The following is a 13,284-nucleotide window of genomic DNA, read 5'->3' as shown; positions in this document are numbered from 1 at the left end:
GGGGGCTCATGCCGATACGCGGGCGGCAGCCGTACGCAGTTCCTCCAGCACCGCCGCCACCACCGGGTCCCGCTCCGCCCCGGCCCGTACGGCGACGAAGACGTTCCGGGACGGCGGCTCGCCCCGCGCCGGGCGCAGCACCAGTTCGCGATGGGTGTACAGCGACCGCACCAGCCGGGGCACCAGCGCCACGCCCTGCCCCGCCTCGACCAGACCCGCGAGCGCGGCCCAGTCGTTCACGTCGTGCCGGACGTCGGGCGTGAACCCGGCCGCCGCGCAGACCGAACGGGTCACCGCCCCGCAGCAGCTGAGGGACTTCCCGACGATCCAGGCGTCCGTGGCCAGCTCCCGCAACGGCACCTGGGCGCGCTCCGCGAGACGATGGCCGGGCGGGAGCGCGATGTCCAGGACGTCCGTCAGCAGGTCCTCGCGGGTGTACCGGCGGTCGGTGTGCGGAGGAGCGGCCGCGAAGTCGACGGCGACGGCCACATCGACCTGCCCGCCGTCCAGCGCGGTGAACAGATCCGGCGGCTCGGCCTCCACGACGTCCACGCGCAGCTGCGGAAGCCGGTCACCCAACGTCCGCAGCGCGGGCGGCAGCAGCCCCAGGATCCCGCTGGAGAAACAGCCGACGGTCACCGTGCCCCGCCCGCCCTCCCCGTATGCGGCCAGGTCGGCGCGGGCCCGCTCCAGTTGGGCGGCGATGACCTCGGCGTGCGCCAGCAGGACCCGCGCCTGACCGGTGAGGCGTACGCCTCTGCCGTCCCGCTCCGTGAGCGGTACGCCGAGGTCGCGGGCGAGGGCGGCGAGCTGCTGGGAGACCGCCGAGGGCGTGAGGTGCAGGGCCTCGGCCGTCCGCGCCAGGCTGCCCCGGCGCTCCAGCTCGCGCAGGACGGTCAGCCGGCGCAGATCGATGGAGAAGGCGGCGCCCCAGGGTTGGCTTAAGGGCTGGCTTACGTATTCCACCGGAGAAGATTAACTGGACCTTGGGTGAGGCGATCGGAAATCATCGGGCCATGACCACGCGCTCCTATCTCATCCTCCACGGCTGGCAGAACCACCGCCCCGAGGACCACTGGCAGCACTGGCTCGCGGACCGCCTCACCGAACTCGGCCACGAGGTCGCGTATCCGCAGCTCCCCGACCCGGACGACCCCGACCTCGAGGCGTGGCTGACGGAGCTGGCCCGCCGGCTCGACGGGCTCGCCGCCGGTTCCGAGCGGGTGGTCGTCGCCCACAGCCTCTCGGTGCTGCTCTGGCTGCACGCCGTCGTCCGCGACCTGCCGGGAGTCGCGGGCATCGACCGGGTGCTGCTGGTGGCTCCGCCGTCCGGCTCGGTCGTCGCGCGGTATCCGGAGATCGAGGGGTTCGGGTTCGCCGGGGACGCCCTCGGGAAGCGGTTCGACGGCCGCGCGCTCCCGCACCCGACCCGGCTCGTCGCCGGGGACGACGACCCCTACCTCCCGGAGGGCGTGCAGGCGGCCTACGGCGATTCCCTGGGCCTCACCGCGGAACTGCTCCCCGGCGCCGGCCACCTCGACCTGGACGCCGGTTACGGTTCCTGGCCTTCGGTGCTGGAGTGGTGCCTGGACGGGGAGGCCGAACTCACGGTGCGGGAGTAGGCGGCACGGCGGCCGACGGGGCGACGGGTGACCCGGCCGGTGGGTTCCGGGTCGGGCGGTCGCCGGGGCCAGGGGTGGGCGGTCGGTGGGGCCATGGGCCGGGCGGTCGGTGGGTTCCGGGCCGGGCGGTCGGTGGGGTCACGGGTGGGCGGCCGGTGGGGTTCCGGGCCGGGCGGCCGGCGGGGTCACGGGTGGACCGGCCTGTGGTGTGACGCGTGGGGCGGCCTGCGGGGGAGCGGGATCGGCGGCCCGCGGATCCGTGCCGCCCGCGCGGCCGCCCCGCAGCTCCGGAGTCGTCGCCCCCACCGCGGTGACCGCCGCCAGGCACATCAGACCGCCGGTGATCAGCGCGGTCGTGCCGGAGGTCCAGCCGGCCACCACACCGCCCCGCAGGTTGCCGAGGTTGGGCCCCGCCTGGCCGACGATCGCCTCGGCCGCCGTCACCCGGCCCAGCAGCGCGTCCGGGGTGCGGGTCTGCACGATCGTGGCCCGGGACAGCACGGCCACCGAGTCCGCCGCACCGGCCGCCGCCAGCATCCCCAGGCCCGCCCAGGCGCTGGTCGTCAGGCCGAAGAGGGCGAGGGCCGTACCCCAGACGCCCGCGGAGCAGAGCATCACCGGGCCGGGGCGGGAGAGCCGGGTGACCGGCCCGGAGAGGGCGGTCGCCGCCACCCCTCCCACGGCGAGCGCGGACAGGAACAGCCCGAGTGTGCGCGGGTCGCCGCCGAAGCGTTCCTCGTTGACGAGCGGGAAGAGACTGGCCGGCATCGCCAGCACGGTGGCGGCCAGGTCGATCAGCAGCGCGCCGCGCACCGCCCGGTGACCCGTCAGGAACCGCAGCCCGTCCAGCACGCCCTGGACACCGGGGCGGGACTTCTCGCCCTCGGGCGGCAGCGCGGGCAGTCCGTAGGCGCCGTAGAAGGCCATGCCGAAGGTGAGGGCGTCCACCAGGTAGCACACGCCGATGCCCCGCCAGCCGAGCACGACACCGGCGGCGGCCGGGCCGAGCAGCATCATCGCCTGGCCGGTGACCTGGTGCAGGGCGAGACCGGCGGCCACCTGGTCCTTGGGCAGCAGCCGGGGCACGAACACGCCCGCCGCGGGTGCGCCGATCGCTCCGAACGACGACTGCACCGCCACCAGCGCCAGCACCACGGTCACCGGCGCCTGCCCGGTGAAACCCTGCACGGCCAGCAGGACGGAGCAGCCCGCCGAGCCGACGGTGCTCAGGAGATACGCGCGGCGCCGGTCGGCCCGGTCCACCCAGGCGCCCGCGAACAGCCCGACGCCGATCAGCGGCAGCGCCTGCGCCAGCCCGACCGCGCCGCTCCAGACCGAGCTGTGGGTCGTGTCCCAGACCTGGTACATGACGGTGACCATGGTCATGAAGCCACCGAGCGTGGACACCGTGCGCCCGATCAGCAGCCGCCGGAACACGGGGGAGGAACGAAGAGGACGAACGTCGACCAGGGCCCTGGACAGGAGGCTCATGACGGAACGACGGCGCCGCACGCCGCTGGCTGCTGATACACGGCGCGGAGACTAACCCGCCCCCCGACCGAGGTGCCAGCCGATTACCCGCCCTCCCGCGCCGCGCGCTCCCACAGTCCGCCCTCCCGCGCCGCCCCCTCCCGCGCCGCCCCCTCCCGTGCCGCGCGCTCCCACAGTCCGCCTTCCCGTGCCGCGCGCTCCCACAGTCCGCCCTCCCGTGCCGCGCGCTCCCGTGCCGCGCGCTCCCGCGCCGCGCGCTCCCGCGCCGCGCCCTCCCGCGCCGCGCGCTCCCACAGTCCGCGCTCCCGTGCCGCGCGCTCCCGCGCCCTGCCGTCCCGCGCCCTGCCGTCCCGCACCCTGCCGTCCCGCACCCCGCACCCCGCCCCACCGTCACGCGGAGTCGTTCAGCAGCCGTCCGAGGTGTTCGCGGCCGTTGCTCAGCAGACCGGGCAGCGGCTCGGCGTGCTCGTACCAGCGCTTCTCGTACTCCCAGCACAGCCAGCCGTCCCAGCCGTGGCGGCGTCAGGACCTCCACGCACTCGCCGAGCGGCAGCACTCCGGCGCCGAGCGCCAGCGGGGTGCTGTCCTCGGCCGAGGCGATGTCCTTGACCTGCACGTATCCGAGATACGGCGCGAGCGCCAGGTAGGTCTCCCGGGGTTGCTCGCCGCCCAGCCAGGTGTGCATGACGTCCCACAGGGCGCCGACCTGCCGATGCCCCACGAGGCCGAGCACGCGGAGGGCGTCCGCGCCGGTCCGGTGCGAGTCGTGGGTCTCCAGCAGAATGCGTACGCCGAGGTCGGCGGCGTACTCCGCGGCGGTGCCGAGCCGCCGGGCGGCGATGGCGTCGGCGTGTTCGTCCTCGCCGCCGGGGAAGACCCGGACGAAGGGCGCCCCGAGGTCACGGGCGAGGTCGACGAGTTCCCGGATCTCCTCGATCACGGGCTCGTCGTCGCCCGGCGCGGCGACCCGCGGGTAGCCCGCGAGCCCCAGGATCTCGACGCCCGCCGCCTTGAACCCGGCCGCGGCGTCGGCCCGTTCGTCCGGACTCAGCCCCGGATGGACCGGCTCCTCCGGATGGGCGCGCAGCTCCACGCCGTGATAGCCGTGCGCGACCGCGAGCCGCAGCACCTCGGGCAGGGGGACACCGGGAACACCGAGGGTGGAGAAGGCTAGCTTCATGGTCACCACTGTCACCCGGTACGGGGTCGTGGTCCAGTGGGGGCCACGGACTCCTCACCCGGGGGCACAGGCGAGGAACAGGCGCAGCAGCTCCCGTCCGGCCGCACTCTCCGCCTCGAAGTCCTGGTGCCGCTGCTCCTCCGGGACGTCACGTCCCCAGACGCGGGCTCCGTTGCACCGGAAGCAGAACGCGATCTCGAAGAGCGGCTCGGGATCGGTGTCGTCGTAGGCGCGGACGCCCCAGCCGGGGAGGAAGCAGCGGTACTTCGCACCGTCCGGGAGGTCGCCGATCAGGTGCAGGACCTGCCGTACCTCTTCCCCCGCCCAGACCTCGACGACGTCGCCGGCCAGATCGCGCGAGGTGAGGTGTCTGGCGGGATCGCCGATCCGGACGACCTCGATCAGCTCGGCCCGGTGGTGAGCGAGCGGCACCCTCACCCCCGCGGCACTCCGGAGGAGCCCCGCACCATCAACTCGCCCCGCACCGTGGCGATCCCGCCGGGCGGCGGCTCCTCGCGCCCCATGGCGATGCGCCCCGCCCGCGCTCCCGCCTCGGCCAGCGGCAGCCGCACCGTCGTGAGGGAGGGCACCACGTCGATGCTGAAGGGCAGGTCGTCGAAGCCGGCGACCGAGACGTCGTCCGGGATCCGCAGACCGGAGTCGCGCAGCGCCGCGCAGGCGCCCAGGGCGACGGAGTCGTTGGCGGCGACGACCGCCGTCAGGGAGGGATCCCGGCGCAGGAGTTCCAGCGTCGCCTCGTAGCCGGCCCGGCGGTCGTACCGTCCGTGCACGGTCCAGCGGGGATCCTCCTCGATGCCGGCCGCGACCAGCGCCGCCCGGTGGCCCTCGAGCCGGTGCCGGGTGGTCGTCCGCTCCTCCGGGCCCGCGATGTAGCCGAGCCGCCGGTGCCCGAGCCCGATCAGATGCTCGGTCAGTTCCCGCCCGCCCCCGCGGTTGTCGAAGGTCAGCGCGATCGCGGAGGTCTCCGGCGCCGGCGGCCGGCCGCACAGCACGATCCGCGTCCCCGCCTCGCCGAGCCGGCGCAGCTTCGCCGCCACCGCCGCCGCGTGCGGTTCGTTCTCCATGGCCCCGCCGGTCAGCACCACGGCCGCGGCCCGCTGCCGCTGAAGAAGGGTCAGATAGGTCAGCTCACGCTCCGGCGAGCCCCCGGTGTTGCAGACCACCGCCAGCCGTTCGCCGCCGGCCCGCCCGCCCGGTCCCCCGATCTCCGACTGGATCGCACTCGCCATGATTCCGAAGAAGGGGTCGGCGATGTCGTTCACCAGGATGCCGACCAGGTCGGACGTCGCCGCGGCCAGCGCGCTGGCCGGCCCGTTCAGCACGTAGTCCAGCTCGTCGACCGCCCGCAGCACCCGCTCCCTGGTGGTAGCCGCCACGGGGTAGTTCCCGTTCAGCACGCGCGACACCGTCGCGGGCGAGACCTGCGCGCGGGCCGCCACGTCCGCCAGGGTCACCGTCATCTCGTCTGTCCTCCGGTCGCACATCTCGTCGTACGTCGTCGTACGCCCTGGTAGACAGCTGCCTCGCGGGCATGGTTCCGGGCGTGTCGAGCAGACCTTACGGCCCAGGACCCCCGCTGTTCGCCCCCTCGAACAACTCGAGATGGACACGGTCTTGTCCGGACCGCTGGTCAGAGGCTAGCTTCTCCTTGTATAGAAAGCGCTTGCTGTCACGCTGATCAGGAAGAGGCGTACGCGGCGCGCACAACCGCGTACTACGCCTACGAAGGGACCGACGTGACACGCAAGACGGTGCGTATCGCCATGAACGGCGTGACGGGGCGCATGGGCTACCGCCAGCACCTCGTCCGCTCCATCCTGGCCCTGCGCGAACAGGGCGGACTCGACCTCGGCGACGGCACCGTGCTGTGGCCGGAACCGATCCTCGTCGGCCGCCGCGAGCACGCGCTGAGGGCGCTGGCCGAGCGGCACGGCCTGGATCCGCGACACGTCTCCACCGACGTCGACGCGGTCCTCGCCGACCCCACCGTCGACATCTACTTCGACGCCCAGGTCACCTCCGCCCGCGAGGAGGCCATCAAGAAGGCGATCGCCGCGGGCAAGCACGTCTACACGGAGAAGCCGACGGCGACCGGTCTCGACGGCGCCCTCGAACTCGCCCGGCTGGCCACCGCCGCGGGCATCAAGCACGGCGTCGTCCAGGACAAGCTGTTCCTTCCGGGTCTGCTGAAGCTGAAGCGCCTCATCGACGGCGGCTTCTTCGGCCGGATCCTCTCCGTCCGCGGCGAGTTCGGCTACTGGGTCTTCGAGGGCGACTGGCAGGCCGCCCAGCGCCCGTCCTGGAACTACCGCGCCGAGGACGGCGGCGGCATCGTCGTCGACATGTTCCCGCACTGGGAGTACGTCCTGCACGAGCTGTTCGGAAGGGTGAAGTCCGTCCAGGCCATCGCCACCACCCACATCCCGCAGCGCTGGGACGAGAACGGCAAGCCCTACGACGCCACGGCCGACGACGCCGCCTACGGCATCTTCGAACTCGACGGCGGCGCCATCGCCCAGATCAACTCCTCCTGGGCGGTCCGGGTCAACCGCGACGAGCTCGTGGAGTTCCAGGTCGACGGCACGGAGGGCTCGGCGGTCGCCGGACTGCGCAACTGCCGTGTCCAGCACCGCAGCGCGACGCCGAAGCCCGTGTGGAACCCGGACATCCCCGCCACCGAGGTCTTCCGCGACCAGTGGCAGGAGGTGCCCGACAACGGCGAGTTCGACAACGGCTTCAAGGCCCAGTGGGAGCTGTTCCTCAAGCACGTCTACGCCGACGCCCCCTACCACTGGGACCTGCTGGCCGGCGCCCGTGGCGTCCAGCTCGCCGATCTGGGCCTGAAGTCCTCCGCCGAGGGCCTGCGGCTGGACGTCCCGGAGGTCACGCTGTGACGATCCGGCTCCCCGGCGCCGACGGGACCCTGCGCGGCTACGAGCCCCGCACCGAGCCCCTCGCGCTCACCACCGGCGCGCCCTTCACCTCCCGTACGGTCTTCTCGGCGGCGCACGTCGTCGCGGACCCGTTCGCCGACACCACGCCCGACTCGCCCGCGGCGATCGACTGGGACGCCACCCTCGCCTTCCGCCGCCACCTGTGGTCCCACGGACTCGGCGTCGCCGAGGCGATGGACACCGCCCAGCGCGGCATGGGCCTGGACTGGGCCGGCGCGGCGGAGCTGATCCGCCGGTCGGCCGCCGAGGCCAGGTCGGTGGGCGGCCTCATCGCCTGCGGGGTGGGCACCGACCAGCTGACCGGCCCGGCGGCCCTCGCCGAGGTCCGATCGGCCTACGAGGAGCAGCTCGCCCTCGTCGAGGCCTCCGGCGCGCGGGCCATCCTGATGGCGTCCCGGGCCCTGGCGGCGGCCGCGTCGGGTCCCGAGGACTACCTCGAGGTCTACGGACACCTCCTGCGCCAGTCCTCGGAGCCGGTGGTCCTGCACTGGCTGGGCCCGATGTTCGACCCCGCGCTGGAGGGTTACTGGGGGGCGAGCGACCTGGACGCGGCCACCGACACCTTCCTGGAGGTCGTCGCCGCCCACCCCGACAAGGTGGAGGGCATCAAGGTCTCGCTGCTGGACGCCCAGCGGGAGATCGACATCCGCCGCAGGCTGCCGCAGGGCGTCCGCTGCTACACGGGCGACGACTTCAACTACCCCGAGCTCATCGCGGGCGACGAGAAGGGCTTCAGCCACGCCCTCCTCGGCATCTTCGACCCGCTGGGCCCGCTGGCGGCGGAGGCGGTCCGGGTCCTCGACACGGGTAACACGGCCGGGTTCCGCGAACTCCTCGACCCCACCGTCGAGTTGTCCCGCCACCTGTTCCAGGCCCCCACCCGCTTCTACAAGACGGGCGTGGTGTTCCTGGCCTGGCTGGCCGGTCACCAGGCGCACTTCACGATGGTCGGCGGCCTCCAGTCGGCCCGTTCCCTCCCGCACTTCGCCCGCGCCTACGAACTCGCCGACGGCCTGGGGCTGTTCCCGGACCCCAAGCTCGCCGAGGAACGGATGAGGAACCTGCTCGCCCTGTACGGAGTGACCCAGTGAGCGACCCGGATCTGACCCGCTTCTCCATCAACCAGATGACGGTGAAGCAGCTGTCGCTGCCCGAACTGGTCGCCGCCTGCGGTGACCTGGGTGTGACGAACGTGGGCCTGTGGCGCGAGCCGGTGCAGACGTACGGCGTGGAGCGGACGGCCGCACTGGTCCGTGACGCCGGCCTGACGGTGACGACGCTGTGCCGCGGCGGCTTCCTCACGGCGCTCGACCAGGACGAACGGGCGGCCGCCCTGGCCGACAACCGCCGGGCCGTGGACGAGGCCGTGACGCTCGGCACCGAGGTGCTGGTCCTGGTCTCCGGCGGCCTGCCCGCCGGCTCCAAGGACCTGCACGGCGCCCGCGAGCGCATCGCCGACGCCCTGTCCGTCCTCGGCCCCTACGCCGAGGACCACGGGGTGAAGCTGGCCATCGAGCCACTGCACCCCATGTTCGCCTCCGACCGCTGTGTGGTCTCGACCCTCACGCAGGCCCTCGACCTCGCGGAACGCTTCCCGGCCCACCAGGTCGGCGTCACGGTCGACACGTACCACATCTGGTGGGACGACCAGGCCCCCGCCCAGATCGCCCGGGCGGGCGCGTCCGGCCGTATCCACACCTTCCAACTGGCCGACTGGACCACCCCGTTGCCCGAGGGCGTCCTGAACGGCCGGGGCCAGATCGGCGACGGCGCGATCGACATGCGCGAATGGCGGACCTATGTGGAGACGGCCGGCTACACGGGCGCGATCGAGGTCGAACTGTTCAACGACGCCCTGTGGGCCCGCGACGGCAGGGAAGTGCTCGCCGAGACGGCGGAACGCTTCGTGAAGCACACGGCCGGCTGACGGACCCGTGGCCCGCCGGGCGCCGGACTGACTCCGGCGCCCGGTGGCCCGCTGCGTCAGCGCTCCCGGTCCGCCGCCATGATGCCGACGCATTCCTCGAGCGCCGCGTGCAGGGACGGTACGAAGGCGGCGAGTTCGGCCTCGGACGACCTGCCCGCCTCCAGCACGGCGCCGACGACCGTCACCAGGACGGCTGCGGCCTTCAGGGCGTGCGTGTCGGCCAGTTCTTCGAGGAGACCGCCGGGGCGCGCGATCACGAAGGCCTCCTTGCCGGTGGCGGGGTCGACGCCGAGGCTGCGGAAGCGCCGTGTGCTCATGCGGCGGCCTCCGTGGGGACGTAGTCCTGTCCGAGGGTGGCCAGCACCGCCGCGCGGCGCCGCTCCCGCTGGAGCTGCCTGCGTTCCCGGGCGTCGCGTTCGCGTTCCCAGACGGCGAGGTACGGCCTGACCAGGGGCAGGCCGTCGACGAGGATCACGTCGGCGGGGTGCGGCCGCGTCCGGTGCGCGGAGACGCCCGGACAGGCGGTCGGGAACACCGCGACGCCGGGGGCGCGGTGCGCTCCGCGAGGCGGCAGGAACAGGCTCAGGATCGCGGCCAGTAGGCTGCGCACAGGTCGACTCCTAGTGTCGGCTCAGCCCCGGCGTGGAAGCTTTCACCTTCCTGCCGGGGCGTCTTCGTTTCGCCGAACTCTACCTCCGTCACGGTAGTAGTAGGTAGTGGTTGGTAGTAGTACTAAGTAATGCGTGGTGGATGGTGGCGTCATACGGTCGACGGGTGGACAAGATCAGCCCCGATTCGCCGCAGTACGTCTATGAACAGCTCGCCGCGATCATCGAACGGAAGATTCGTTCCGGCGACTACCCGCCGGGCACGCGGCTGCCGGGCGAACTGACCATGACGCACGAGCACAAAGTCGGTCCGGGCACGGTCCGCCGCGCTCTGGACATCCTTCGGGACAGGGGGCTGGTGGTGACCGTGCGCGCCCGGGGGTCGTTCGTCTCCGACCCCCTGCCGCCCGCCCCCGAGGTGTGACGAAGGGGCCGCCCCTCCGCGGCTGTGAGCGGAGGGGCGGCCCCGATGGTGTCTGGCTGGGGGCAGGTCAGTCGGGCAGGCGGTCCATCAGCCAGGTGCAGAGTTCAGCGGTGATCGCCGTGTGTGCGGTGGTCGTCGGCGAACAGAGGAAATCGTCCAACTCGCTCTCGTCCGGCGACAGTCCGTCGATGCTCACGTACAGGTCGCTCTGCGTCTCGATGTCGCGGACGGCGACCGCGCTCACCGACGGCACGAAGCACACGTCCTCGTGCCGCAGGTCCACCGTGCCGCCGAGCTTGCGCAGTGTGTCGGCGAGGATCTTGTAGGTGTGCAGCGTGCCGCCCGGCGCGCCGTCCAGCTCCGGGAAGCCGCTGGTGGTGATGGTCTCCTCGGCCTTCGGGAACCGCCGGTTGAGATAGGCGGCCGTCACATCGTCGCCCTGGGCCTGGGTGTAGAAGGTGGTGCCGGGGTAGATCCGGTCCACGCGGAGCGCGACCTCGCCGGGCTTCACGTCCGGCAGGCCGACCCCGTCACCGCGGCCGTTGGCGACGGCGATCTTCATCGGGATCTGGGGCCAGCCGCCGAGCCGGTTCAGGGCGTCCAGGAACTCCGTGCGCTCCGGAGCGACCCCGATCTTCTTGGTGTCCTTGTCGTAGTGCCGCCACAGCATCTGACGCGCCGCCGGGCTGTTCATCTGCCTCGCGAAGTCGTTCGGGAACGGGATGAAGTGCGAGAACGCCTGCACGCCGACGGGGATGGAGGCGCCGCGGTGCGGGCTGTCGTAGGAGAAGTACAGCGCGGTCTGGTGGTCCATCCGCTTCCTCTCCAGGTCGGCCAGCGCGTAGCGGGTGACGATGCCGCCCATGCTGAACCCGCCGACGACCAGCCTGGCGTCGCCCCGACGATGGCTGACGGTTTGCATGATGGCCGCTTCGGCCGCCCGAGCGTTGTCCAGGATGGACGCGCTGCGCTCCTCGAAGCCGAGGAGGATCACGTCCCTGCCGCGCCGGTGCAGCTCGCTGATGAACTTGTAGCCGCTTTCCAGTCCCTGGTACGTCTTGTCCAGTTCGCTGCGGCCGAGGTTGAAGCCGTCGGCCATGATCACGGGCCGGACGACATCGCCGGTGGTGTTGCCGTCGGCGGGGAAGACCCAGGCGAAGCCGTTCGGCAGGGACCACTCGGCGTGGTCCGGTACCTCGACCGGTTCCGCCGGTGCGGTGGTCAGCGGATCGGCGAGGGTGAACGTACCGACGTTGGGCTCGGCCGTTTCCGACATGGTCGTACTCCTCGTGGGAGGGGCTTGGGAGACGACGTCATCATGCGGGGCGATTCGGGCGCATCACCCTGATGACCTGGGACGTTCACCACAACTGATGGAATAGGCACCGAAATTGTTTAGTGCGCTTGGCATGTGCCGTTGGCCTGTTCTCTTCGCTTTTCCGTTCCCTTTCCGGGGTCTGCCGAACGCTTGCCGAAGTCCGTCGAAAATATCCCCGGAGGCCGTGCAACCCTTTCCGCCCGACGTGTGTCGTACATGGCATCAGGGCTTCTGGAGGGGGATCCGGGGGGATCACGGGGGTTCTGATACGGAGGGGAGAAAGCCGAGGGGGCCCGGTCGACGGACCGGACCCCCTCGAAGCTTTCGCCGCTGTCACCGCGGAAGCCCCCAGGACCTCAGAAGAACACCCCGCACCTGAGCAGCACGTTCGCGTACGGCCGCGCCTCGCCCGTGCGCACCACCAGCCGCGCCCCCGCCGACAGCCTCTTCAGCTCCTCGTGCGGGACCAGGGCCAGCTCGGGAAAGTGTCCGTCCAGCAGCCCGGCCGCCGCCGGGTTCGCCTCGCGGACCTCCGTCGCCGCCGTGGCACCCTCGACGACCAGCTCGGCGAGCAGCCCGTCGACCACCTCCGCGAACGACGGCACCCCCGCCAGGAACGCGAGGTCGACCACCCGGGGCCCGTCCGGTACCGGCATGCCGGCGTCGCACACCAGCACCCCGTCCCCGTGCCCCAACTCGGCCAGTGCTCCGCAGAGATGACGGTTGAGGATCCCGGTCTTCCTCACCGGGCGTCACCTCGCCGAGCGGCCTCGGGCGCGCTGTCCGACTCCGGGCCGGGGGCGGGGTCGCCCCCCGTGCCGGCGCCGCACAGGGCATCGACCTCCTGGGCCGTCGGGAACGACTCCTGCGCCCCCCGCCGGGTCACGGCCACCGCCCCGACCCGCGCCGCGTACGCCGCCGCCCCGGCCAGGGACGAGCCCGTGCCCAGCCGCCAGGCCAGCGCCGCCGTGAAGGAGTCGCCCGCGCCCGTGGTGTCCACCGCCGCCACCTTCACCGACGGCACCCGGGAGACGCCGTCCGCCGACGCCACCAGCGCGCCCTCCCCGCCCAGCGTCACGACCACCGACTTCGGCCCCTTCGCGAGCAGCAGCCGCGCCCAGTCCTCGGGCTCCCCGCTCCCGCCCGCCTCGCCGAGGATCACCTTCGCCTCGTGCTCGTTGACGATCAGCGGGTCGCAGGCCGCCAGCACCTCGGCGGGCAACGGGCGCGGCGGGGACGGGTTCAGCACGAAGCGGCTGCCCGGCGCCAGGTTCCGCACCACCTCAACGACCGTCTCCAGCGGGATCTCCAGCTGCGCCGACACCACCCGGGAGGCGTGCAGGAGGCCGTCGGCCGCGCGGACGTCCGCCGGTGTCAGCCGCCCGTTCGCCCCGGGCGACACCACGATGCTGTTGTCACCCGACGGGTCCACGGTGATCAGCGCGACGCCCGTCGGCGCCCCGCCCACCAGGACCCCGGCCGTCTCGACCCCGGCCGCCCGCTGCGAGCCGAGCAGCAGCCGGCCGTACGCGTCGTCGCCGACCCGGGCCAGCAGGGCCGTGCGGGCGCCGAGCCGGGCGGCCGCGACGGCCTGGTTCGCGCCCTTGCCACCGGGATGGACGGCCAGGTCGGAACCGAGCACCGTCTCACCGGCTGCGGGCCTGCGCTCGACATCGATCACCAGGTCGGCGTTGGCCGACCCTACGACCAGAAGGTCGTGGTCGTACATGAAGTGTCTC

At 72.7% G+C, this 13,284-nt stretch carries 15 protein-coding genes and 1 pseudogene; 5 read left to right on the top strand and 11 right to left on the bottom strand.

What is annotated here, in order from left to right; genetic code table 11:
* Positions 1-6 precede the first annotated feature (6 nt).
* Positions 7-966 (bottom strand): LysR family transcriptional regulator, encoded by a 960-nt coding sequence (locus tag QF030_RS16535; protein ID WP_307163446.1) that lies wholly within the window; start codon positions 964-966, stop codon positions 7-9.
* 50 nt (positions 967-1,016) lie between these two features.
* Between QF030_RS16535 and QF030_RS16530 the strand changes: the two genes are divergently transcribed.
* Positions 1,017-1,622 carry an RBBP9/YdeN family alpha/beta hydrolase gene (locus QF030_RS16530; RefSeq protein WP_307163445.1) on the top strand — a complete coding sequence of 202 codons (606 nt, stop codon included), beginning with the start codon at positions 1,017-1,019 and terminating at the stop codon, positions 1,620-1,622.
* A gap of 138 nt (positions 1,623-1,760) precedes the next feature.
* On the opposite strand, the gene QF030_RS16525 is transcribed toward QF030_RS16530, so the two are convergent.
* The 5 genes and pseudogenes from QF030_RS16525 to QF030_RS16505 all read right to left on the bottom strand — a co-directional run bounded on the left by QF030_RS16525 (position 1,761) and on the right by QF030_RS16505 (position 5,774).
* Complete coding sequence (locus tag QF030_RS16525) at positions 1,761-3,113, bottom strand: MFS transporter (RefSeq protein ID WP_307163444.1); 1,353 nt, start codon at positions 3,111-3,113, stop codon at positions 1,761-1,763.
* 83 nt (positions 3,114-3,196) lie between these two features.
* Positions 3,197-3,484 carry a hypothetical protein gene (locus tag QF030_RS16520; protein WP_307163443.1) on the bottom strand — a complete coding sequence of 96 codons (288 nt, stop codon included), beginning with the start codon at positions 3,482-3,484 and terminating at the stop codon, positions 3,197-3,199.
* Positions 3,485-3,503: 19 nt separating this feature from the next.
* A pseudogene (locus QF030_RS16515) lies at positions 3,504-4,293 on the bottom strand (sugar phosphate isomerase/epimerase family protein).
* A 54-nt stretch (positions 4,294-4,347) separates the two neighbouring features.
* Positions 4,348-4,731, bottom strand: a complete 384-nt coding sequence (locus tag QF030_RS16510) for a hypothetical protein (RefSeq protein ID WP_307163442.1) — start codon at positions 4,729-4,731, stop codon at positions 4,348-4,350.
* Positions 4,728-5,774: a LacI family DNA-binding transcriptional regulator gene (locus QF030_RS16505; RefSeq protein WP_307163441.1), complete on the bottom strand. Its 1,047-nt coding sequence runs from the start codon at positions 5,772-5,774 to the stop codon at positions 4,728-4,730. The genes QF030_RS16510 and QF030_RS16505 overlap by 4 nt, the downstream gene beginning before the upstream one ends.
* A 276-nt stretch (positions 5,775-6,050) precedes the next feature.
* On the opposite strand from QF030_RS16505, the gene QF030_RS16500 reads away from it, so the two are divergent.
* The 3 genes from QF030_RS16500 to QF030_RS16490 are packed head-to-tail and all read left to right on the top strand — an operon-like array spanning position 6,051 to position 9,195.
* Positions 6,051-7,208, top strand: coding sequence for a Gfo/Idh/MocA family protein (locus QF030_RS16500; protein ID WP_307163440.1), 1,158 nt, complete (start codon positions 6,051-6,053; stop codon positions 7,206-7,208).
* Positions 7,205-8,359: a dihydrodipicolinate synthase family protein gene (locus tag QF030_RS16495; RefSeq protein ID WP_307163439.1), complete on the top strand. Its 1,155-nt coding sequence runs from the start codon at positions 7,205-7,207 to the stop codon at positions 8,357-8,359. The genes QF030_RS16500 and QF030_RS16495 overlap by 4 nt, the downstream gene beginning before the upstream one ends.
* A gap of 35 nt (positions 8,360-8,394) precedes the next feature.
* Positions 8,395-9,195: a sugar phosphate isomerase/epimerase family protein gene (locus QF030_RS16490; protein ID WP_373428895.1), complete on the top strand. Its 801-nt coding sequence runs from the start codon at positions 8,395-8,397 to the stop codon at positions 9,193-9,195.
* Positions 9,196-9,251: 56 nt separating this feature from the next.
* On the opposite strand, the gene QF030_RS16485 is transcribed toward QF030_RS16490, so the two are convergent.
* Complete coding sequence (locus QF030_RS16485; protein ID WP_307163437.1) at positions 9,252-9,512, bottom strand: hypothetical protein; 261 nt, start codon at positions 9,510-9,512, stop codon at positions 9,252-9,254.
* The gene (locus tag QF030_RS16480; RefSeq protein ID WP_307163436.1) at positions 9,509-9,805 is read right to left on the bottom strand and encodes a hypothetical protein; all 297 of its coding nucleotides are present in this window, start codon (positions 9,803-9,805) and stop codon (positions 9,509-9,511) included. The genes QF030_RS16485 and QF030_RS16480 overlap by 4 nt, the downstream gene beginning before the upstream one ends.
* Positions 9,806-9,969: 164 nt before the next feature.
* Here QF030_RS16480 and QF030_RS16475 point away from each other — a divergent pair, with 164 nt between their 5' ends.
* Entirely contained in the window at positions 9,970-10,227 is a 258-nt protein-coding gene (locus QF030_RS16475; RefSeq protein WP_307163435.1) for a GntR family transcriptional regulator, read from the top strand.
* 67 nt (positions 10,228-10,294) lie between these two features.
* Here QF030_RS16475 and QF030_RS16470 read toward each other — a convergent pair whose 3' ends face one another.
* The 3 genes from QF030_RS16470 to QF030_RS16460 all read right to left on the bottom strand — a co-directional run bounded on the left by QF030_RS16470 (position 10,295) and on the right by QF030_RS16460 (position 13,274).
* Positions 10,295-11,503, bottom strand: a complete 1,209-nt coding sequence (locus QF030_RS16470; protein ID WP_307163434.1) for an esterase/lipase family protein — start codon at positions 11,501-11,503, stop codon at positions 10,295-10,297.
* Positions 11,504-11,901: 398 nt separating this feature from the next.
* Entirely contained in the window at positions 11,902-12,291 is a 390-nt protein-coding gene (gene rbsD / locus QF030_RS16465) for a D-ribose pyranase (RefSeq protein WP_307163433.1), read from the bottom strand.
* On the bottom strand, positions 12,288-13,274 hold the full coding sequence (locus tag QF030_RS16460; protein WP_307163432.1) for a ribokinase: 987 nt from the start codon (positions 13,272-13,274) through the stop codon (positions 12,288-12,290). Before QF030_RS16460 ends, rbsD begins: the two co-directional genes overlap by 4 nt.
* Positions 13,275-13,284: the final 10 nt, after the last annotated feature.

Origin of the sequence: Streptomyces rishiriensis, from assembly GCF_030815485.1 — a bacterium.
Classification (GTDB): domain Bacteria; phylum Actinomycetota; class Actinomycetes; order Streptomycetales; family Streptomycetaceae; genus Streptomyces; species Streptomyces rishiriensis_A.
This window is presented reverse-complemented; position numbering and strand designations above follow the sequence as displayed.

Coding starts and splice junctions, on each gene's coding strand:
- QF030_RS16530 (WP_307163445.1), top strand. CDS start 1,017: ATGACCACGCGCTCCTATCTCATCCTCCACGGCTGGCAGAACCACCGC.
- QF030_RS16525 (WP_307163444.1), bottom strand. CDS start 3,113: ATGAGCCTCCTGTCCAGGGCCCTGGTCGACGTTCGTCCTCTTCGTTCC.
- QF030_RS16505 (WP_307163441.1), bottom strand. CDS start 5,774: ATGACGGTGACCCTGGCGGACGTGGCGGCCCGCGCGCAGGTCTCGCCC.
- QF030_RS16490 (WP_373428895.1), top strand. CDS start 8,395: ATGACGGTGAAGCAGCTGTCGCTGCCCGAACTGGTCGCCGCCTGCGGT.
- QF030_RS16485 (WP_307163437.1), bottom strand. CDS start 9,512: ATGAGCACACGGCGCTTCCGCAGCCTCGGCGTCGACCCCGCCACCGGC.
- QF030_RS16470 (WP_307163434.1), bottom strand. CDS start 11,503: ATGTCGGAAACGGCCGAGCCCAACGTCGGTACGTTCACCCTCGCCGAT.
- QF030_RS16460 (WP_307163432.1), bottom strand. CDS start 13,274: ATGTACGACCACGACCTTCTGGTCGTAGGGTCGGCCAACGCCGACCTG.